This is a genomic window from Nocardia terpenica (assembly GCF_013186535.1).
Taxonomy (GTDB): domain Bacteria; phylum Actinomycetota; class Actinomycetes; order Mycobacteriales; family Mycobacteriaceae; genus Nocardia; species Nocardia terpenica.
In genome coordinates this window covers 282,369-303,223 of sequence record NZ_JABMCZ010000003.1, presented here as the reverse complement: position 1 = coordinate 303,223, position 20,855 = coordinate 282,369, and the positions used below count along the sequence as shown (strand labels likewise).

20 protein-coding genes are annotated in these 20,855 nt (G+C 65.5%); 1 reads left to right on the top strand and 19 read right to left on the bottom strand.

All coding sequences use genetic code 11. From position 1 onward, the window contains the following. Positions 1 to 6 precede the first annotated feature (6 nt). From HPY32_RS22800 to HPY32_RS22715, 18 genes are all read right to left on the bottom strand, one after another. Positions 7 to 873 (bottom strand): hypothetical protein, encoded by an 867-nt coding sequence (locus tag HPY32_RS22800; protein ID WP_067594728.1) that lies wholly within the window; start codon positions 871 to 873, stop codon positions 7 to 9. Further along, entirely contained in the window at positions 873 to 1,721 is an 849-nt protein-coding gene (locus tag HPY32_RS22795) for a hypothetical protein (protein WP_067594731.1), read from the bottom strand. Before HPY32_RS22795 ends, HPY32_RS22800 begins: the two co-directional genes overlap by 1 nt. Before the next feature lie 33 nt (positions 1,722 to 1,754). Continuing rightward, positions 1,755 to 3,383: a Gp37-like protein gene (locus tag HPY32_RS22790; RefSeq protein ID WP_156674739.1), complete on the bottom strand. Its 1,629-nt coding sequence runs from the start codon at positions 3,381 to 3,383 to the stop codon at positions 1,755 to 1,757. A gap of 43 nt (positions 3,384 to 3,426) precedes the next feature. Next, positions 3,427 to 4,350: a hypothetical protein gene (locus HPY32_RS22785; RefSeq protein WP_067594734.1), complete on the bottom strand. Its 924-nt coding sequence runs from the start codon at positions 4,348 to 4,350 to the stop codon at positions 3,427 to 3,429. Continuing rightward, positions 4,347 to 9,944, bottom strand: a complete 5,598-nt coding sequence (locus HPY32_RS22780) for a phage tail tape measure protein (RefSeq protein WP_067594737.1) — start codon at positions 9,942 to 9,944, stop codon at positions 4,347 to 4,349. The genes HPY32_RS22785 and HPY32_RS22780 overlap by 4 nt, the downstream gene beginning before the upstream one ends. Then, positions 9,944 to 10,345, bottom strand: coding sequence for a hypothetical protein (locus tag HPY32_RS22775; protein ID WP_067594740.1), 402 nt, complete (start codon positions 10,343 to 10,345; stop codon positions 9,944 to 9,946). Before HPY32_RS22775 ends, HPY32_RS22780 begins: the two co-directional genes overlap by 1 nt. A 29-nt stretch (positions 10,346 to 10,374) precedes the next feature. Next, positions 10,375 to 10,818 carry a hypothetical protein gene (locus HPY32_RS22770; RefSeq protein WP_156674741.1) on the bottom strand — a complete coding sequence of 148 codons (444 nt, stop codon included), beginning with the start codon at positions 10,816 to 10,818 and terminating at the stop codon, positions 10,375 to 10,377. Between the two features lie 106 nt (positions 10,819 to 10,924). Continuing rightward, positions 10,925 to 11,896: a hypothetical protein gene (locus tag HPY32_RS22765; protein ID WP_067594746.1), complete on the bottom strand. Its 972-nt coding sequence runs from the start codon at positions 11,894 to 11,896 to the stop codon at positions 10,925 to 10,927. A gap of 8 nt (positions 11,897 to 11,904) precedes the next feature. Further along, positions 11,905 to 12,291, bottom strand: a complete 387-nt coding sequence (locus HPY32_RS22760; protein ID WP_067594748.1) for a hypothetical protein — start codon at positions 12,289 to 12,291, stop codon at positions 11,905 to 11,907. Continuing rightward, positions 12,288 to 12,671, bottom strand: a complete 384-nt coding sequence (locus HPY32_RS22755) for an HK97 gp10 family phage protein (RefSeq protein WP_067594751.1) — start codon at positions 12,669 to 12,671, stop codon at positions 12,288 to 12,290. Before HPY32_RS22755 ends, HPY32_RS22760 begins: the two co-directional genes overlap by 4 nt. A gap of 6 nt (positions 12,672 to 12,677) precedes the next feature. Next, positions 12,678 to 13,028: a hypothetical protein gene (locus HPY32_RS22750; protein ID WP_067594754.1), complete on the bottom strand. Its 351-nt coding sequence runs from the start codon at positions 13,026 to 13,028 to the stop codon at positions 12,678 to 12,680. Beyond that, positions 13,025 to 13,570 carry a hypothetical protein gene (locus tag HPY32_RS22745; RefSeq protein WP_067594757.1) on the bottom strand — a complete coding sequence of 182 codons (546 nt, stop codon included), beginning with the start codon at positions 13,568 to 13,570 and terminating at the stop codon, positions 13,025 to 13,027. The genes HPY32_RS22750 and HPY32_RS22745 overlap by 4 nt, the downstream gene beginning before the upstream one ends. Further along, positions 13,567 to 13,749 carry a hypothetical protein gene (locus HPY32_RS22740; RefSeq protein WP_067594760.1) on the bottom strand — a complete coding sequence of 61 codons (183 nt, stop codon included), beginning with the start codon at positions 13,747 to 13,749 and terminating at the stop codon, positions 13,567 to 13,569. Before HPY32_RS22740 ends, HPY32_RS22745 begins: the two co-directional genes overlap by 4 nt. A gap of 72 nt (positions 13,750 to 13,821) precedes the next feature. Next, positions 13,822 to 15,249: a phage major capsid protein gene (locus tag HPY32_RS22735; protein WP_067594763.1), complete on the bottom strand. Its 1,428-nt coding sequence runs from the start codon at positions 15,247 to 15,249 to the stop codon at positions 13,822 to 13,824. Positions 15,250 to 15,264: 15 nt separating this feature from the next. Then, entirely contained in the window at positions 15,265 to 16,428 is a 1,164-nt protein-coding gene (locus tag HPY32_RS22730; RefSeq protein WP_156674742.1) for a DUF6582 domain-containing protein, read from the bottom strand. 14 nt (positions 16,429 to 16,442) lie between these two features. Then, the gene (locus HPY32_RS22725) at positions 16,443 to 17,951 is read right to left on the bottom strand and encodes a phage portal protein (protein WP_082871767.1); all 1,509 of its coding nucleotides are present in this window, start codon (positions 17,949 to 17,951) and stop codon (positions 16,443 to 16,445) included. Continuing rightward, the gene (locus HPY32_RS22720; protein WP_067594768.1) at positions 17,951 to 18,253 is read right to left on the bottom strand and encodes a hypothetical protein; all 303 of its coding nucleotides are present in this window, start codon (positions 18,251 to 18,253) and stop codon (positions 17,951 to 17,953) included. The genes HPY32_RS22725 and HPY32_RS22720 overlap by 1 nt, the downstream gene beginning before the upstream one ends. A gap of 13 nt (positions 18,254 to 18,266) precedes the next feature. After that, positions 18,267 to 18,674, bottom strand: coding sequence for a DUF1003 domain-containing protein (locus HPY32_RS22715; RefSeq protein WP_067594771.1), 408 nt, complete (start codon positions 18,672 to 18,674; stop codon positions 18,267 to 18,269). 209 nt (positions 18,675 to 18,883) lie between these two features. Between HPY32_RS22715 and HPY32_RS22710 the strand changes: the two genes are divergently transcribed. Then, the gene (locus tag HPY32_RS22710) at positions 18,884 to 19,162 is read left to right on the top strand and encodes a hypothetical protein (protein WP_067594774.1); all 279 of its coding nucleotides are present in this window, start codon (positions 18,884 to 18,886) and stop codon (positions 19,160 to 19,162) included. On the opposite strand, the gene HPY32_RS22705 is transcribed toward HPY32_RS22710, so the two are convergent. Continuing rightward, positions 19,159 to 20,823, bottom strand: a complete 1,665-nt coding sequence (locus HPY32_RS22705; RefSeq protein ID WP_197696601.1) for a terminase large subunit — start codon at positions 20,821 to 20,823, stop codon at positions 19,159 to 19,161. The genes HPY32_RS22710 and HPY32_RS22705 overlap by 4 nt on opposite strands. Positions 20,824 to 20,855 lie beyond the last annotated feature (32 nt).

Sequence of the window (20,855 nt, the reverse complement as noted above, 5' to 3'; positions counted from 1 at the left end):
GACGATTCACCTCAGAACGTAGAACGGTAATTTGGTCGACTGGTCGTATTTCAGGTCCGATTCCGGGATCGATGCCGGGATGCTGCCATAGGGGCCCGCGTAGCAGTAGTTCTTGCGCGGGAAGTGGGTGCCGGGCGGCGGGATGAGGTCGGCCAGCGTGATCTGCATGATGCTCGCGCAGGTCTGCAACAAGTTGGTGACTTGCAGGACACCGACGGCCCAGATGTCGTTCTGCTTGGCGTTCACCGTGGTCCCGAGGTCGAAGCGTTGCTCGGTGTTCTGCGTGGTGATCTCCCCGGCGAGGTTGCGGGCGGCGATGTCGGGGGTGACCAGGGTCAGGTTGCCGGTGGCCGGGTCGACCCGGTATACGCCGATGTAGGCGGCGGTGATCCCGGCCCAGGTGGCGGAGCTGCCGGTGATGAATCCGACCTGGGAATAGGTGCGGTCGCGGGTGGTGCGGATGTACCCGATCTCCAAATAATTCGACCCGTGCCCGGCGGGCTGGTAGTCGGGGACGATGCTCAACGCGTGCGAATGGGCGCCGGTATTGCCGCCACTGGCCGAGGCGGTGTTTCCCGCCGCCCCGAAACTCAGCTGGGAGCGGGGAAAGGTGGCGTCCTCGTCGGCACCGAAGGACCCCCACAAGGTCGAGGGGATCGGGACCTGGGAGATCCCTGGTTTCGACGCGACGGCGGTCTGTGCGGCGGTGGCTTGGGCGATGGCCTTGTCGGCGTCGGCGCGCAACTGCTGCGCCCAGCCGCGCAGGTCGATCAGGCCGCCGGTGGCGCCGGTGATCAGGAGCGCGACCTTGGCTTCGAGGAGGTCGACCAGAGCTTCGCCGAACGCGTTGACGAACTGGGGTGACAGCGCCATCAGCTGGGCACCACGTCCACGAGGAACTGCCCGCCCGCCACCAGGACCTGCCAAGTGTCGGTGGTCGCCGCCGTCTGCGTCGCCAACAGAGACAGCGTCGCTGTCGCGCCCGCGGCGACTTGACCGTAGCTGCTGGTCCCGGTGACCGGCGCGGCGAAATGCGGGCCGACCGTCACGACAGCGATGGTTGTCCCGGTCAGCCCCAACCCCATACCCACGATGTCCCCGGAGGCCGGATCACCCACGCGCACAACAGCATCGATGTGGGTGTTGGGGGTGCCGACCGTGTAGAGGTGCCCGTGCACGCGAGGCCGCCAAGCCCAGGGCTGGGCGGGGATGCCGACGGTGGCGAGGGTGGCCGAGCCCGCGTTCCCGGTGTAGGGGGTCAGCGCAGCGGAAGCAAACGGGCCGATGATCCGTTTCGGCGGTGCGGCAACGAGTTTCGATTGAGCGGCGTTGTAGATCAGGGTCCAGCCGTCGACGATCCCGGCCGCCACGACATCACCAGCGGCCAGGACGGTGGCGTTGCTGCCCGCGGGCCCTGGTTGTCCTGCGTTCACATACAACGTCAGATCGTAGACGCTGGCCGTCCCCGGCCCGCCGGGAGACACCAGTGTGGCCGTGGAGGCGGGTGGTGTTGTGCCGTACGGTATTTGGTTGACAATGACGCTGCGGAAGGTCGGCGGCATGCCCGGTTCGCCGTTGACCAGCGCGGGCAGGTTGGACAAGCCGCCGCTGGGTGTGAGGGTCAAGGTCGCGACGCCGGTGGAGAGTGGTTCGGTGGCGCCGGTGAAGACGACGGTCCCGGTCCAGGTGATACTCCCGTCGGGATTGGGTGTAATGGGCATGAAGGCACCCCTTCGATAACGATGTGACGCCGATCAGTTGGCGCTGAGCAGCGCGATCTGCATGGCGTTTTCGAACCCTTGGAGGCGGCGCTGAAGTTTCGCCCACGGCGATTCTTGCGCGCTGCCGTCACCGATTTTCGTGAGGACTTCGACGCGCTTGGATCGGTCGTCGGTGGCGTTGATCTCGCTGATGTAGTCGGAGTACAGCTTGCCCTCATGTATCCAGGACATCAGATCGCCGTGACGATAGTCGCGGCCCAGACTGTAGAGGACACCGTCGAACATCACGGCCTGGCAGCTGGAAAATCCGCGAGTTTCCCATTGGGCAATCTCCAAGGCGAAGAATTCGCCGAACGTGTAGGCAGTGGAGCCCGTCGACGTGAAATATTCGGGGAACCCGAATTTGCCGAGCTTGAAGCGCCGCGGCGCGTTCTCCACCTGCTGGAACGACAGAATGATGTTGTCCAGCATGCCGTCCAGCAGGGTCGGTGCGATGCCGGAGGCGCCGAGCACGGCCAAGACTTCCGACAGTGCCAGCTGGAGCAGGATGTCGACCGTTTGGTTGACCCATTGCGGGCTGCGGCCTCCGCCGATCACCGTGTGCGCCAGCGGGTGATGCTCGGTGATGTGGCATTCCTTGAGCCCGGATCGCGGCACGTCGGGCAGCAGTACCGTCCACGGCCGCTCCCAGTTCACGCCGAACAGCGGGGCCAGGTTGATGCCTTCGGGGCGGTATTCGGAGCTCGCGAGCGGGTCGAGGATTTCCGCGAGCGCACCGTCGGCGATATCGACGGCCTCTTTGATGAGCCCGTCGATGATCGTCCCCGTCGGCCCGGTCACCCCCGATTTGTCGGCGAACCGGACCACGATGCAGGGCTCGGTGAGGGTGTACCAGTCCGGTGCGGGTTGTGGATCGCCCGGTAGCCACGCCTCGGCCGACATGTCGATGCCGTTGTCTTTGCACACTTGATCGGCGAGGGTGGCGATCGAATCCATGCGTCCCGAGATCGCCACCCACTTCGACGCGTCGGTGAGCGGGTTGACCGGCACGACCGCGATCGGGGTGAGTAGCCCTTCTTTCATCAGCGCGGTCGCGAAATAGGCGGCCGGGTCGAGGATGTTGTTGACGATCTCCCAGAGCCCGAATTGCAGCCGGATGCACTGCTCGAAACACATGACCGCCAGCACTGTGCACGCCGGACCGATATACACGGCTTGTTTGGGCACCTGGAATTGAATCGGGAGCGCGAAATTCGGGAACACGAGTATCCGGTGGAACCACTGCCAGTCACTGATCAGCTGCAATGTGTAGGTGGCGACGCCGTCTACGAGGTCCCAGGAGGCGGTGTCGACGCGGCCGGTCCACCGGTAGCCGTTGACGGTGATGATGATCGGCACCACCGTGGTGCGGCAGCGGCGGGCGTAGGCACCCCACGCGTCGTCGCCCTTGAGGACGATGGTCGCACCGGCGGTCGCGTTGCGTTTCCAGGTGACCGTGGTGGAGATGTAGTCGCCGATCTCGCCCTGCTTGCCGTACTGGTTGTCGAAGATCTCGACGAGAAACCGTGGCTTACTGAGGCTTTCGTCAAGCTCCTGTTGGGCGAGCGCGCGATCGACGGTCCGCATCACCAGACGTGCGTCGAGGGTGTCGAGATCGACCACAGCACAACCGCTTTCGCTATCCAGTTATGTCTTGCGGGGTTCGCTATTCCGGCCATCTCCGATAGGGAGTGAGGGAGGCGACAACGCGCGTGACCCCCGCTTGAGCGCCGGTGACCGAGCACGGGATATGCACGGCCGCGCCGCGCGGAATCGGCACCGTCCACCGGCCCTGGAGCAGCGGGTACAGATTGGTGCCCGTATTGATCTCCCTGATACTGCGCAGCCGCGGCAGCGTAGTGATCAACACCTGAACACCGGCGGGCACCGGGCCGAAGATCACCTGGTTGGAGCTCACGCCGTCCCCGAAGGTGAACGTCCCCGGCCCTTGCACAACAAACCTCGCCCAACCGGGTTGATCTCCCCGGTTCCACAACGGCAGCCAGCCCGGCGGATTCCGCCCGGCAGGGTCGGTGAGAATGGTCGGATCGGAGGCGACCAATGCCGATACCGAATCGAAGCTCACCCAGAACGGAAAGTCCGCTCTACCAACCCAATTGACGTCCAGTGTCGTCAACGACGCTGGGGCGGTTTTGATCACGTTGGCGGGGAGTTTCGCGGCGCGGAGATCGATCCACCATTCGCCGAACTGCCGCGAATACCAGGTCAGGCGGCCTTGGGTGCGGGTGTCCCAGGAATCCAGCCACCGATGCATGACCAGCCGGAACTCACGCGGACTCGGAGCGGAGATGTTGACGCCGAGGTCGAGCTCGGTGGCGTCCCACACGGTGTCCTCCCACGTGACACCGTCCTGGCGAGCGCCGACCTGATCCAGATGCTTGAACGACCCCATCGGCCCGGCGATGCTCTGTAGAGCAACACCGGGCTGCACGCCGGGCATGGGTGCCAGGCCGCCGGAGATCGGCCACCGTGACTCGTCGGCGCCGATCCAGGTGAGGACCGAGTCGTCCTCGGCGAGAAGCGAATCCAACTGCCACACCGTCGGCTCGTGGGGTGGGGTGTAGCTCATCGTGCTCCTGCCGAGTAGGCGGCCATCTCACGGGCGATGCGGCGGCCGGTGTCGTGGCCGTCCTCACCGGAGTATTGGTGCAGGTTCTCGATATGCACCCAGCTACGCGGGTTGCCGCCGACCTGGCCCAGTTCCAGGCGGGCGATGGCCTCGAGGTTGCGTTTCTCGCGTGGCGCGAGGACGGCTTCCGGTAGGCCGGTGGCGTTGTTGACCAGCGTGAGGCCGGGCTGAAGCAGCCCGCCCGCGTCGTGGGTTTGCGGTGTGGTCTGGAGCAGGTCGAGCAGCTGCTGAGTCAGCGGCGGCTGCGACGGCACCGCGGTCGACGGGGCCAGCGGCGTTGTCGGCCCCGCACCGGGCAACCAGTCCGGGCGCGCGAAGTGCCCCAGATCCGGTGTCTGCGTGTCCTGATCGGCCTGCGACGGCACGTCATTCGGACCCGGCGACGGCGGCGCCGAGCCCGGAGTGGCGGCGGGCCCGCTGTCGAGGTCGGTGTCCGGACTCAGTGACGAGTCGGGTCCGGCCATGTCGTCGTCGCTGCCGCCGAGATCGGCGGCGGGATCGGTGGTGTCGTCCAGGCCGCCACCGTCGATGGCCGGGCTCGCGTCCCCGGCCGCAGCGTCGCCCTCGGCGTCGAGGGAGTCCTGATCGGCGGAGTCTTGTTGATCCTGTTGTTGTGGTGGCACTTTCGCGAACGGGTTCAGGATCGCGTTGCCGATCCGCAGCAGATAGGACTGGTTCGGATCGGCGAATACGGTGTCGGACAAGCCCAGTGTCTCGAAGGCCGCGTCGACCGCGGTACCGGCGAGTTGTTCGATGGCCTCTTTCGGTGTCAGCAGATGGTTCGGATCGCCCGAACCGTTCCGGCGGGGCTTGACCTGGCTCGGGGACGACCAGGCGGTCCCGGCGTCCCGGTCGGCCTGATCGGCCTGGACTTGGGCGTCTTGGGCGCGCTGGTGGTAGGTCGCGGCGCGGTCGCGTTCCTTCTGCGCCGCCTCGCGGGCCTTCCCGCCGCGGTCACGGGCCTTCTGCGCGGCGTCGAGGTACTTCTTCTTGTCCGCGTCCAGGATCTGCTGCGCGGCCTTGGATGTGTATTTCGCCGCGTCGTCATCAGCCTTCAGCGCGTCCTGATCACGTTGGGCCGCAGCGTCGTTGGCGCGCTGCTCCTCCTTCTGGAGAGTGGTGATCCGGTCACGCAGCTTGCGGGCCTGCGCGTGCAATTTGTTGGCCTGAGACTGCCCTTCGGTCGGCTTCGCACCCGCACCCCGGAGAGGCGGCGAGAACAAGTTACCGGGCAGGTAGTACTTGTCCGGGAACTGCGCATCAGCGGCACCGGTGGCGCCGGGCCCGTACGTGACGCCGTGCGCCGCATTGCTTTCCACATCCGCACCATCGAAAGTGCCTGCCATATGGCCTAATTCGCCTGGCTTCGGGTTGACGCCGATAGAGAAGATTCCGCCCAGCCCGCGCCGGAACCCCAGGGCGAGGAAATCGGAGGTGGTGTTGAACGCCCGGATGGCTGAGTCGCGGCCGAGTAGCGACTGATAGATGCCCGACAAGAACATCGAGCAGTCCAGGCCACCGTAGGAGTAGGCGGTCCCCGCGACCGACCGAATATAGGCCCAGGCGCGATCGATCGCGGTGCGGTCGGCCAGCGCCGTCGTCAACCCCGGTGCGGCGGTGGTGCGCCCGGATTCGCGGTCTTTTTCCGGAGCGGTGAGATGCGGGTCTTTGATACCGCCACCGGCGTAACCATGCGCGGGCAGCGTCGAATTCGCCTGCTGGACACGAGTGATATCGCCGTAGACGGCCTTGATATAGCCCGCATCCGCGACCAGGTTGGCGATCGGGTCGAAAATATTATCCGACAGGCGCGGGTCTCGGTACCGCTGGAAATTCGAATCGATCAACTGCGTCAGGCCCTTGGAGGGGTGCCCGGCTTTCGCGTTGGAGTCCCACAGGTTGATCGCGTTCGGGTTGCCGGAGGATTCCCGCATCACCAGGGTGTGCCAGCCCGGACCCCACGTGGCGGGGTCTACGCCGGTGAGGGCGATGGCTTGGGAGATCCAGGTATCGAGGGTGCCGCTGCCGACCCACGGCGTGCCAGGGCTATCGGAGGCCGGGCCGGAGGCGTTCTTGCGCCCGAAGCCGATCCACCCCTTGGCGGTCTCGACCGCTCGGGCGAGGAAATGCCGGGGGATATCGATCGCGGCCTGCCGCCACAACCCGGCGTCACCGGGAGTATTGCCGGTCTCGCCGAGCACCTTGTCCAGCAGCGAGCGCACGCTCGCGACCGGGTTGGACACGAGTTTGGTGGCCAATCCCGCCGCGCCGGTGATGTCGTTCCAGGCGTTCCCGGCGGCACTGCCGAGGTCACCGAGCAGACCCCCGGCGGCGCGGATCGGCTGGCCCATCAGATCATTCGCCGAGCGGCGGCCGGACTCCGCGTTGAGCTTGGCGATCGTCGAGTATCCGAGCTTCTTGCTCGCTTCGGGCGTGAGGACCGATTCACCCTTCGACAATTTCGCGTTGACATCATCGATGCCCGGCGCGTAGCCGGGGATGGTGCCCGGCCCGGCCCAGATACCGCCACCGGCCGCCCGGAATTGGATTTCCGGTAACTGATGGTGGCCACCGAAGACGCTGTCGATGCGGTTCCAGACCGGGCGAATGCCGCCGTCGTAGACGTGAGTGATGATCCACTTGACCGGGGTCGCGGCGACCTGGCCCAGTTTGCCCCACTCGGTCTTCACCCAGGTCACGGTGTTGGAGAACGCGTCGCGGACTTTGCCCAGCGCGGCGCCGAGCGCGTCGAAAGTGACTTTCAGTGTCCGCCCGTACACCTCGGACACTACGGCACCGAATTCGATGAAAAACGTCCGGACGTCACGGAGGGAGGTACCGAAAAAATCGGTCGTCTTCTGCCAGGCAGAGGTCACATCTGTTGTGGCCGAACCGAATCCGTCGAAGACCGGTTTGATCCAGTCGGTCCACGCCTTGGAGAAGAAACGACCGACCGCCGACAGCGCGCCGGTGACGATGTCGCGGAATCTCTCGGAGTGGTTGTAGGCGTAGATGAATCCGGCGGCCAGGGCGCCGATCGCGGCACCGATCCCGATCACCACTAGGCCCACCGGGCTCAGGGCCGCATCGAGGATGAGCTGGGCGGCGGCCCACGCCTTGCTGGCACTCGCCGCCGCCTTCTGGGCGACGACGAAGTCACGGACCCAGCCACCCGCGTCCTTGAGCACCTGGAATCCGGCAACGAACGCGGTGACCGTCTGCGTCTTCAGGTTGGTGGCCATGCTGACGCCGAGCCCGGCAATGGTGCGCGACAGTCCGGCGATCGACGAACCCGCCGACGCCGCACCGGATTTCAACGCGTCGAATGCCTTGGATGTGCCGGAACCGATGGCGCCCACCGCATTCGACGCGATCTCGACACCGCCGATGGCGGCGTTGCGGATCTGGCCGCCGACCGAGCTGCCGCTCTGAGCGAGACCGCGGGCGTTGGTGCCGATCCAGCCGCTGGCGGCGGTGAGGCCGTCCAGCGCGGCGGTACGAGCCATCCAGGCGGTTGTCCCCGCGCGGGAGTACAGGGCTGCGGCTCCGGTGCCGATCCCTCGGGCGCCTGCGCCGATACCGCGTCCGATGAGGCGCCCGAACGATCCCTTGTCGGCACCGAACAAACCGCCGAGGGCGTTGCCGCCCTTGATGAGTCCCAACGCGCCGGTCAAGCCCAGAGCGGTGAGGCCGCCGTACTGGAGCACGCCTTGGTGGTCGCCGAGGAATGTCGCCAGGCCGACCAGGTGGCGGACGAAGGAGGTCAGCGGGCCTTGGGAGGAGTCGCCGAGCTTGGTCAGGTCGGTGTTGAGGGCACCCCGCAGGTCGGACAGTTGGGCTTTCAGCGTGTCCTGAGACTGGGTGGAGCCCTGGACTTGCCCGTTGGGGTCGGTCCGGTTCTGGTTTCGACCGAGGTCACGGAAGAGGTCGTCGTACGGGAGCGGGCCGCCCTTGTCGAGCAGGTACTGGGCCAGCTTGGTCGTCATCGCGTCGCCGAAAATGGCCTGCTGCGCCTGCGATGGCGACATCGAGGGGTTGAGCCCGGAACGCAGCAGCCGGTTGAACCCGTGGCTGGAATCGTAGAGTGACCGCCACTCCGACAGCACCGCGCGGTCGTCCTCCCCGAGCCCGTTGATGACCTTGTTGAAGCTCTCGGCGTTGATCTCGCCGTGCCCGGCGAATCGGGAAGCGATCGTGCGCTGAAAGTCGGTCATCGACTTCCATTCGGCATCCAGCGCCGCGCGGGCATCGATGGATACCGCGTGGGGGTCCAGATGGATGCGCCCGTCCGCGCCCTTGTACTTGTCGACGCGCTTTTGAATCTGTTCGACCGTGCCGCCCAGCTGGAGGTTCGGGTCGGCGAGCCAGCCTTGGACCTGCGCGGTGCTGATCCCGAACTGGTTGAGCACCTGGGACTGCTTGATACTGGGCCGCTGGAGGGTATTGATGCCGTGCAGCAGCAGTTGCGCGGTGTCGTCGGCGGTGATGCCGTGCTGGGTGACAGCGGCGAACGCGGCGTTGAGACCGACCATGTTCAGCCCGGCGCCCTTGGCCGATTCTTCGACCTTGCCGATCGCTCGCGCGTACTCCTCGAGGGTGACCTTGCTCATCGACGCGACTTCGACACTGGTCGACATCGCCTGATTGACATCCTTCACGAACGGCTTCACGTCGAAGTCGTTCATGGTGGTGGTCAACTGCTCCACCACGGTCCGCAAATTGCTGCCTTCAGCCTTGGCGGCCTGCACACCCGCGGTGAGCACGTTCATCGCCTGCTGGCCGTGGTATCCGGCACGCTCGATGATCAGCAACGCCTGAAGCTGATCGTTGGCCGGTGTCCCCCACTGCGATTGCAGATCGAGCACACCCTTACGCAGCACAGCGATGTTCTCGGTGCTCTCCTTGGCGCCGGTCTGGAGCAGCCGCAGCCCTTTTTCCAGGTCGCCCGCTTTGCTGGCACCGGCGGTGAACGCCGCGGCCATCCCGGCACCGACGCCGACCGTCAGACCGGTGACGGCAGTGCCGAGACGGCCCATCGCGGCGGCGCTGGCCGTGGTGGCCTCGTCCTGCCGACGCTGGGCCTCCATCTTCCGCGCGGCGGCGGCGGTGTCGGCGGCCTGGGCGGCGGACAGGTCACGGGTGGCGGCGGCAGCGCTGCGGATCGCGCGCTCCTGCGACGCCAGCGCCTGGAGATACTGGGACGACTTCTGGCCGTACTTGTCGAGCATCTCGACGGCACGCTGCTGCGCGGCGGTCTTCTGAAGTTCGGAAATCCTGACGCGGTCGTTGGCGCGGACCAGGTTCTCCGCGGTGCGGTCGGCGATCGTGTTCGCCGCCCGCATCCCGGTCTCCATCTTCGCGACCCACCGGTCGAGTTGCGTTGTGGGTGAGGCGAAATAGTCGTGTCCGGAGATGGCGCGGACCATGTCGTTGGCGGCGGTCTCGGCGCGGCTGGTCGCGGTCGCGAATGCCTTGACCAGGCGGGTTTCGTCGAGGCTGGGGATGACGTCGAAGTAGACGCCCTGGCCCTTCATCACGACGCGGCCACCCCCTTCCGGTACTCGGTCTCGAAATGCACAGTCCGCGTGGGCGGCTGGTATTCGCCGCGCATCTGGGCGAGCATCATTTCCCGCACATCCAGATACTGCTGACGCTCGACGCGTTTACGCTCGACCTGTTTCGGGCTCAGGATCAGATCCGGCTTCATATCGCCGCCGTGCGCGGACACGAAATCAGCGCGGTAGCACAGCAGTTCGTTGATGAGGCGGACCAGGAGATATTTGTCTTCGTGCCAATCGCCCTCGCGGGCAGCGGTTTTGGTGGCACTGTCCTCGGGCAGGTGGACGATGTAGGCGTAGAGCTCCTGGGAGGAGATCTCGCCGTGCCACCAGTCGCGGATGCGCAGGCCGTGGTAGCGCGACAGGTCGGCCTGCACCTCGAGCGGATGCGTGCGCAGGACCTCGATTACCTCGAGGGTTTTGGGGCAGCGGCCTTGACCTCGGCGGCCATCGCCTCCCACGCCAACGCCACATGCGCCGACTTGCCACCGTGAGCCAGGAACGTCTCGTGATCGGCGCGGCCGAGGACAGCGCGAGCGAGCCGGACCTGGGTCGGCTCGGCCGCGACCCCGCCGATGGCCGCCGGGGTGGCCGGGATCGAATGCTGTGCACCGGTGTCCGGGTCGGTGACCGTGTCCCGATCCAGATCGCTACCGGTCTGGACGGCCTCGATCTCGGCCAGGCGCTCGTCGGCGACCAGCAGCGGATGCGGGATGTGGATCTCCCCCGCGTCGTCGTCGAGGACCAGGGTGTAGCCGGGCGGCTGCCCCAGCGCGGCCAGCGCCTGCTCCTCGAAATCCTTGATCGACAGGCGACGCGCGGTCAACGGCTTGGACGGACGAGAGGCCATCGATGAACACTCCTCGGTTGAAACGAATCTCGGCTGCACGGAAGAATGGCCCGTAGCGCGGGCAGCCGAGGACACCGCGCTACGGGGGCGAAAGCTGTTGCTGGATTCAGGATTTGATGGTGACCGGGTTGGATTGAGTCGACGGCACCGATTGGCTTCCGTTGGCTCCAGTGGCCTGCACGGAGTAGGCGTCGGTCTCGCCGACGGTCTGACCGGTGACGGTCAGCACCACACTCGCCCCGGAAGACGAGGTGACCGTGACGAGATTCGCCGGGACCGCGGTGATCGTCGGCGTCGGCCCGGTGAGCTTGTTCACGGTGTAGGTGAACGGCCCGGCACCGGCGTGCGGCGGCGTGAATTCCAGCGTCACAGTGGCATTCGATCCAGCGGTGGCCACCGGTGTACCCGGCGCGCCGGTCGTACCGCCGCTCGCCCGCCAGGCCGGGCCCTCCCGGAAGCGGGCCACGGAGAAGCCGCTGTACGGGCAGGGATAGGAATCGAAGGTGAGCGACGTCAGGGTCTCCTGCTTCGCCGACCAGTCCACTTTTTCAGGCTTGATCATCAAAGCTCGTGCATACAGGGTCGCGAAGTACTCGTTGTCCCCGCTCGAGCCATCCACACCCAGCGCCAGCACCTGACGGTACAGCACCTGCGGCACTTTGGGTTTGACGACTCGGTATCCCGGTGTGCCGTTGGCTGGCATGCCCTTGAGGGGCAGGTTCTCGTGCAGATAGTCCACCAGCACAGTCGATTCCGCGCACTGGATCAGGCACTCCTCCTGATCCACGGTCACATCGGTACGCTGAGCCTGCCTGCTCTGCCACACCATGGTGTCCACGGTCGTGTACTTCGGTGTAAACGAGCACCCCTGTTCCGACAACAGTCCAACGTCCCGAAAACCGTCAGTAGTCATCAGGGTTTTCGACAAATTTCCGTCGTCCGGATCGAACGGAGTGAAATTGGCGACGGAAGTAGCAGGCCCGAAATAGTCACGGACCAAGAAACTTCCGTACAGGGCCTTCAAAATTCTGGTGGCGTTGCCGCCGAAAATGGTGTCCCAAAGGACAGATCCACTCATGAAGATTCCTAAATAGGGTGTGCGGTGAGGCGGGAGGCGAGCTCGTACCGCGCCACATACCGGCGAAGATTCTCGTCCTGGTAATCCAAGTACGCAGGTGTGAGCAGCGTGCGCCGGTGATCGATCCGCGCCGGGCCTTCATCCGTTGCCACAACGGTTTTCGCGGTCAGCGCGAGCATGCGCGCATGCATGGCGCGGGCGGCGACACGGGCACCATCGCGGGTGGCGGCGAATACGTCGACCTGGATGGTGCCCCAGTCGGTGATCCCGTCGTCCGAGCCGCTGATCCTGGTCACCAGCCAAAACGGCGTCGGGGGCACGTTGGGCATCTCGGCGCGGACCGCGCCCAGCGGCGCCAGATACGAGATCGTGAACACCTCGATGTCGATGATCACAAGGCGCGCCGGTTCGGCGTTCGCTTGTAGCCGCGGTTGAGCATCTCTTCGCGGGTGTCGGCCATCGGATGCCGGGCTTCCATCTTGACGGTGCCGAATTCGAGCCAGTGCGATTTGTAGTCGGTCGCCATGACACGGACTTTCATCCTGGTGGGGTTCCGGACGATCTGGTACCGGATCGAATCCCGGTAGTCGCCGGGATTGTCGACCCAGCCACTTTTCAGGATGTGCGGTTCACCAGGGTCGGTATTGACCGGCGCGATGGATTTCCAGTACTCGACGGCTTCTTTCCCGGCCTCTTCGAGCTTCGCGTGGATGATCGAGGAGTTCTTGAGGAAATCGGCGAAGACGTTGCGGTCGATCTGGTATCGGGCGGGCATGGTGAGTTACCCCCTCGCTCTGCGTAATTCGAACCGGATGTGATCGATGACGCCGTCCATGTCCGGCCACGGCATCGGGTCACCGAACACCTCGTACCGGTCTCCGCGATAGCGCACGGCATCGGATGCGGTGAGCGCCAGCATGATTCGTGTCGGCGGCGCATACACGATCCAGATGCTCCGGGAGAAGTCCTCGTGGAGGTCCTTCTCGGTGACGTAGCGGGGCTGGACCGAGCAGCCGGGCTGATCGACCGGCGTCTCCACGGTTTCCGGGATACCCAACGGATCGATTGCGGCGGCCGACTCCGTGCGTATCAGGACGGTGATGGTCTGGTCGCCGAGCACGGTCTGTGTCACGAGACCTCCTGGGCCGCATAGCGATCCAGGACTCGCTTGTCCTCGTCGCGTAGCGTGATGCCGGTGGTGCTGTAGACGGTCGCGACTTCGCCGACCTTGCGGCTCTGCACCCACGCGGGATTCTTGGAGATCTGGGTCGCCAACCGGGTCACGACGGCTTGAATATCGTCGGGGATGCGGTCGTAGCCGTGGTCGTAGGTGACGCGCAGGCCACCGGGTACCCAGGGCCACACCGGGCCCCACGTCGGCAGCGTGGGGTTCTCGAGGCCAGCGGTGCAGTAGAGCAGCCCACGGGGCAGCCACCGGTACCAGGCGATCGGCCGCCAATCCCATATTCCGGTCGGGCCGGGCATCCACCCGGCCACCGCCGACACCGCCAGCACCGGCGTCTGCGGGAGCTGCACCGTGCCGTCGGTGCGGGGGTCCAGCAACCTGGTGTCGTCGCGGGTGTAGTCGAAGGCGATGCCGCAGTAGCCCCGGACCAGCTGGGAGGCGTACTCGTACGGGTCGAGCGACGGCGATCCCTGCACCAGTGAGGTCACGTCGTCTCGATGCCTTCCTCGGTGCGCTCAGGGCCGGACTTGGCGGGCGCCTTCACCGCCTTGGCGCGGGGCCGCGGCGTGGCCTGCGGCTCGGCGCCCGCGGTGGACTGCTCGCCGAAGATCTGGCGCATCGCCGGGATGATCGACATGTGGTAGTCGTCGAAATAGCTTGTCGCCATGACGGTTTCCCTTCCAGGAGAGCCAGCCCCGGCAGCGGCGTGCAGCTTTTACTGCCGGGACTGGTGTCTGGTTCAGCCCGCGATGATCTGGACCAGTTCGAACGCGGCCGGGCGGTACACGGCCAGGCCCGAGCGCAGCTGCCCGCGCACGGTCCACAGTCCGTGATCGAAATCGTTTCCGTTGCTGTTGGTCATCTCGACCGAAATACCCTGGCGCCGAAACGCTTCCAGCACTTCACGGGTCATGGACGCGACGAGCGCGGAGCCTTGCGGCATAGCCGGGGTGACGATGACCGGCTTGCCCCACAACGAGTCCGGAGCGCCCTGCTCGTTGCCGTAGGAGGCACCGAAGAAGCTCGGCCCGTAATACTCGTCATTGGCGTCTTTGCCCAACCGAATCACTTGCCAGTCAAGGGGATTGAGTACGTAGTGAGTGGGGGCGATCCACGAGTTGAGCCACACATCGGTCACCCCCATGAACAGGGCCTCGGCGATAGCGCTCGCGATCGGGTAGGCCCCGGCCGCAGCGCCTTTGACCTGGCGGCCGTAGGTCAGCGTCGCCACGGTCTCCGGCGACGTGCCCGCGCCAGGGGTACCCGAGGGCGGGAACATGACACCGCTGACGGTCACCGGGGTGAATCCGTGTTCCTTGGTGAATCCCGCGCTGCGGGCGAGCAGGCCGTTGATGTTACCGTTGCCGCCCCCGGCACCCGCCAGCATCGCGACCTCTTCCTTGCGCTGAAGCCCCAAAACCAGACGGCCGGAAGCGAAGTTGTGGAACAGTGCGCTGTCGGCGATGGTCTCGTCGGTGATCTTCAGGGCGTTGCCGAGTTTGCCGAGCTGCTCGTAGACGCGATCGACTTTCACCGAGCTGTAGGGGTACTGCCCGGCCTCGGCGACCTCGGCAGCGTTGTTGGTGAACGCCGACTCGACGACGTAGGACAAGTTGTTCGTGGTGATCGCGCTCGACGGGATGACATCGCTCAAGGTCAGCGGATAGAACCGCTGCTCGACGATGCCGGGCAACCACGTCGGCGGTAGAAGGGCCGCCGCGGCGCCGGTCGGGAAGAACGGATTCTGTCCCAGCGGTGTCGGGCCGGTGGCGCCGTAGATGGACTCACCGAGCAGGTTCGCCGCCGGGGTCGAGTCCTTCAGGCCGATCTCGAACGCCTTGCTCACCACGCGCCGGGCGTCAGGGTTCACCGCGTCCTGGGCGTCGGTGAAGTCCTTGTGCGCCATGATGCGCGCCGCGAGGGACTTCATTATCGGCGCATCGGTCATCTCGTGGTCGACCGCGGCCTCACCGCGCCCGAGCTTGGCCGACAACTCCCGCGCGGTCTCGGAGTTTCTGATCTCGGTCTCGTGCTCGCTGACGGCCTTGACCAAGGTCTCCAGTCGCTCCGCGCGTTCGGCGGGAGTCAGGATGTCGTCGTCGTTGATGGTTTTGAAATCGGCCCGCAGCTGATTGCCGCGAGCTTTCAAAGTGGCGGTGGTCGCCATGCGTCTCCTTGAGTGTCAGTGGATTTCGTCGCTCAGCGCGTCCTCGGCGAGCGACGCCAGCGCCAGCCGGGCATGCAGCTCGGCCTGGGCCGCGGCCACGGCATCTCCCGACTCCTCAGCGGCGACAGCGGCATCTCCTGCGGCGTCAGCGGGGCCCTGCGGCGCGGCGTCAGCGGGAGGATCAGCGGGTGACGTCGCCGATTCGCCGTGCGAATCTTGCGGCGTGCCAGCACTATTCGGGCTGGCGGTAGTGGCCTCGGTCAGCAGTGCGCTGAGCCGGGCGAGGAAGGTCTGAAAGTCGAGAACAGCAGGCGTGTCGGCGGACTTGGTCTCGGCCGCCGCCACCGCGCGCATATTCGCGCCGTCCTCGTACCCGGTGTCGTCGCCGGGCACGCAGGCGGCACCGAGCTGGCCGGAGGCATCGTGGATAGACTGGATCAGGGCTTGGTCCGATGCCGAATTCCGGGCTCCCGCTTTGACATCGACCATCCCCGCCAATGCCTTGGAGTCGTCGAGTTCGACGCCGTAGCGGTGCGCGGCGGCGCGGATCTTGGATTCGATGTGTGTCAGTTGCTCGGCCGTGTACGGGCGGCGGTTGCGCTGCTGGTGGACGTAATCCCAGGCAGTACGGACCTCCTCGGCATCGCGGAGCGGATATCGCTTCCGCTTGTCGGGCTGGAAGCCTGGATCGGCGTAGTCGGCGTCGGGGCCGTACGGTTCGGTGGCCGATTTCGCCGACAGGATCAACGCCTCGCGGTTGGACGGGACGGCGACGATGCCCGCGTTGAGTACCTCCCGCGAGGGACGCCCGTCCTTGAGGGCACTCTTGTCGGTCATGAAGGCTACCGACACGGTCCGGACGTGGCCTTCCTTGACGAGTGTGCGAACTTCCTGCGCTGTTGCGGTGGAGGCGAATTGCGCTCGGATGCGGAGGTTGCCGTCATCGTCGAGGTAGGGGGTGGCGCTGCCGACCGTGCCGCGCACGCTCATCTCATGGTCGATATCGACCGTAATGTGTTCCGGCAGCGGCGTTTTCCACTCCGAGGTGCGCAGCTGATCGCCGTCGCGATCGAGCGCCGGAGTCGACAGGATGGCCTCGAAACCGCCGTAGGGCGCATCGTCGGGCGCGGCGTCGGCCGAGGTGATCGCGGCCATCGCCTTGGTTATCGAATTGTTCACGGGTCCTACCTGAATTACAGATCGGCCAGAATAAGCGCCACCGAATCGAGAATCAGCTGACGATCCGCGGCATGACGCCGCGCCAACTCCACAGCGACTTGTTCGAGTGACTTGCCGCGTCCCATGCCGCCCTTGAGGGCGCGCACGTATTTCCTGGACTTCGGTGTCGGCGGGTTCGTCGTGGAATCGTCCGGTCCGCCGATGGCGGCCTGCGCTCTCGGGGACTGGCCAGTACCGGCGGTGCCGGGAATGAGAACAGGGATACCGTCGGGGTCGCCCCCGGGTGCCATCGTGCCGGTGATGGTGACGCGTTCGGCGGGCTTGCCGAGCGGCTGAATGCTGGCCTGGGCGTACAATTCATCTGCTTCCGGTCCGGCTTTGCCCAGGTCCATGACCTCCCGGCCTTCCGCGGGTTTCATGACACCGGACAGGACCAGCTTCTGAACGCTGTCGGCGCGGGTCTCGTAGTCACCGCGCAGGATTTCGGCGACCGCGAATCGGGTTTCGAAATTGTCGCCGAATTCGTCGGCGAGATAAAAGTCGAACTGCGATTCGATGAACTCGAGTTTGGCTGAAATTGCGTCGCGGTAGAAACTTCGTAATTGCTCGGTCACATTCGAGAATGTGGCTCTGTCCAGGATGTGCACCATCGGGGGTGCCACGTCGAACAGGGCGCAGACTTCTTCTCGGTTGAGTTTGCGGGATTCGATCCACTGCATTTCGACAGCGGTGAGCTGAATCGGGGCGGCTTTGACACCGTCTTCGAGGACCAGAGTCTTACCCGCGTTGATCGAGCCCGCGTGATTGCTGTCGAACGATTCCCGTAGCCGGGCCTTGCCTTCGCGGCCAAGGATCTTGTCCGAGCTCAGCACGATGTTCGGTCGCCCCGCGTTGCGCCACATCGCGCTCGTCGCGGTACGGCCGGAGTCCTCGGCGACGAGGGTACTGGTCAGCGATTCCAGCCGCGACAGGCCCCGCATCGTCCCGTCGGGGGCGAAAAGCTGGAGCGGGATCACGTCATTTTCATCGAATTCCAGCAGCCCCTGCGACGACGCCGCCGTCTGGAAGATGTAGCTGCGCGACCCATCCACGTTGCGGCGCACCGTGACTCGCGAGGGGTGCATCGGAATCAGGCTGATGGTCTGGCCGCGGTTGTTGCGCACTTTGACCAAGAATGACTCGCCGTAGATCTCGATCGTGGTCGCGACCCAGAGCCAAAAGGAGTAGGGACTGAGCTCCTGGCACGGTCGCTTCATCAACGCCGCGTACGGGCCGTCGTCGAGCGTGCGCAGGTCGCCGTCGACCTTCCAGACCTCGATCCGCAAGCGCGCCAACGCATTAGCCAACTTGTCGATGACGGTGCGTACCCACGGCTGGTAGCGGTAGATCGCGCCGTAGAGCGCCCACTGGCGCTCCAGCTGGACGCCGTCGGACCATGGGTACCAGTAGGATTGGTTGATCTGCGGTGAGAATTCGGCGAGCGCGGATGCGGGCATCGACATCGAGCCGTCGCGCAGCAGCATCACCCACCTCCGGCATCGATCAACTGGCTGTAACGGATCTCGGCGCGATCGACATACAGCGCACCGGCCGCCGGAACCCAGTCGCGACCCTCCTGCAACAGCTTCACATCATCGAAAACCACCGTGGCAGTGGTAACTTCGAGCAGAACACCGCTGACGACCGAACCATCCTTCAAAGTGATGACGAACCGGCGCAGGCACTGCGCGGCGTAGGCGTCCACGAGTTGCTGGCGGTACTCGGCCAGGATCTGCTCGCGGATCTCGGCGGCGAATCGGTCGCGGCGCTCGCGGCGGTTGAACACAGACGCCTCCCGTTCAGGTGTCCGCGCCGAACACGCGGCGCCCTTCGGCGGGGGTCATCACGCCGGATTCGACCACCCCGGCGAGGCGATCGACCGCCGCCTTGATCTCGTCGCTCGTGACCATGGTGTGCAGCGCGACCTCAGCATTGCGCTGATCCAAGCGCCGCTGAGCGACCAGGATGAGCGGCGCGGAGAAGGCGGCCAAGATCCCCAAAGCGAGATTCAGCAGGACGAACGGGCTCTCGTCCCAATGCGGGAACCACGAGACCGTGTTGAGCACAACCCAGCCACAGAGAAACACGGCGAGGGTCGTGATGAAATGCCACGAACCCATACCCCGCGCCGAGGCATCGGCGACACGCTCGGCACGAGTGAGCTCGGTCCCGGTCCGCACACCGGGGTGAGCGTTCCAGTGCGACATGGTCCTCCCTGAACAGGTAAGTCCGGCGTGCGGACGGTGATGGGAACCAAGCCCACCCACAGCGCGCCAGCTGATGATCGGCTGAAGAACTCCGTCGTGCGCTGTGCCCAGGGCAGCCTGACGCGGTGTGATGAATCCACGGACCCACAGGCCGCGGCGCGGTAGCGGGTCTCGGTGTCAGACAACGCTATTCGACGGGAGAGTGGATCATGACGGAAACAGGAACGGCCCGGCGGCGCAGTGCGCGGCTGGCGGGCCGGATCGCGATAACGGCCACGGTGGCAGCGGCACCACTACTGACAGCCGCTGCCGCCTCGGCGGACCCGGCACCGATCGCCGGTGTCCCGGCCGCGAGCACTCCCGGTGCTGCGCTGGTGGATTACGACGACTGGTACCACTGGCACTGCCAGGTTCTGCACGAGTGGTGGCGCCCGCGATGCCACCCGGAGATCATGCCGCCGGTCCTGCCGCCGACCGGCAGTTCCTAGAGGCTGAACACGTCGTAATCGCCTGCGGCATACACGGATCGGACGGACTGGCCGCGCGTCTTCCACGCATTGACTGCCAGGATCGCGGCCGGGACGCCGTCGATGCGTTTGGCGGCCAGCTGCCGGTTGGGCTTGTGCGGGCGGATACGGTCCGGGTCGGCGGCATCGACGACGACGTCGGCCGAGTCGAAGCAGAACCTCGCGACAGGGTTTCCGTGCCAACGGAATTGGCCCTGCTTCACCAAGTCCGAAACATGGTGCATACCGGGGCTCATATGCTGGAAGGTGTTGGCGTAGGCGAAGATGTCGTCACAGTAGACGGTCTGCTGAATCCGTTGCAGCACAGGATCGGACGCGAACTTGTCGGCGTCGCCGCCGAGGATGTTGAAGTGCTGGCTGTCTTCGTCGACATGGGTGTAGAAGACCTCGAAGTCGAGGACGTCGCCCTCGGTGACGGTGAGCCAGCCTCGTTTCATCCAGTCGACGAACCTGCCGTCGTTGGCGGCGTTGAGCCGGGCGTAGGCGGCTTCGGGCAGCCAGAACCGCCACACCAGATCGATGCCGCCCTCGGTGTCCGGGAAGACGTAGCACATGCTGGTGAGATCCTGACGCGCGGCCAAATCGAGGCCGAACCAGCAATCCATGCCCCGGAACGCGTTTCGCGCCTCGTCGAAACTCTCGTAGACCTCCCCCGCCGTTGCGTCGAACAGATGCATCGGCATCCAGCGACTTGTGGCGCTCTGCCATTGGTTGAGCCGGTATTGCCGGAAGGCTACTTCGGCGATGGGATTCTGCCTCGCCTCGATCGCCTGCTTGCGCAGGCCCTCGATCGACAGGAACGTGCCCAGCGCCGGGTTGGCCAGATGCCAGATTTCCTCGTCCCAGGGATCGGCGTCCATGGGCACGTTCCGCAGGTAGACGAAGATGTGTGGCGCACGAGCCGGATCGTCGGCGATGCGTTCCATCTCCTTGTGCATCGTCCCCGCGAACCCTTCGGTATCGCTCCCGGCGGTCGTGGCAGCCACCATGAGCGGCTGGCGGCGGGCACCGGAGCCCATACCGGTGCGCATGCTGTCCCACATGCCCGAGTTGGGCCATGCGAGGATCTCGTCCGCGCCGACACCGTGCGGATTGGACCCCAACGCACCCCCGGCATCGGCGGCCAAGACCCGGTAGAAGGAATTGGTGCGCGCGAAGATGATTCGCTTCTCGGTGGCCTTGATACGCAACCGCGTCCGCAGGACAGGCGAGAGTTCCACCATCCGCTTGGCGACGTCGAAGACCAGGCTCGCCTGCTCCCTATTCTTGGCGCACCCGTAGATCTCGGCGGACTCCTCGTCGTCCATGACGAGCAGGTACAGCATGATGCCAGCAAGGATTTCGGACTTGCCGTTCTTGCGCGCGACCTCGATCCACGCGATTTCGTACTGGCGCTTCAGGCAGCCGTACTCACCCGACCACACCACCCGCCCGAACAGGGGCGCGATGATGTCGTCGAACTCCCAGGCATAGAGCAAAAACGGGCGCCCGGCGTAGACGCCCTTGGTGTGGACGAGCACGTGCTCGAAGAAGTCGCGGGCGTGGGTGGCACGGGCCGCGCAGAAGTGATCACCGGACGCCGAGCAGCGCAGACCGGACAGAATGTTGACGAACCCGCACACCGGAAGCGGGGCGGCTCCCGGTGTGCGGGCAG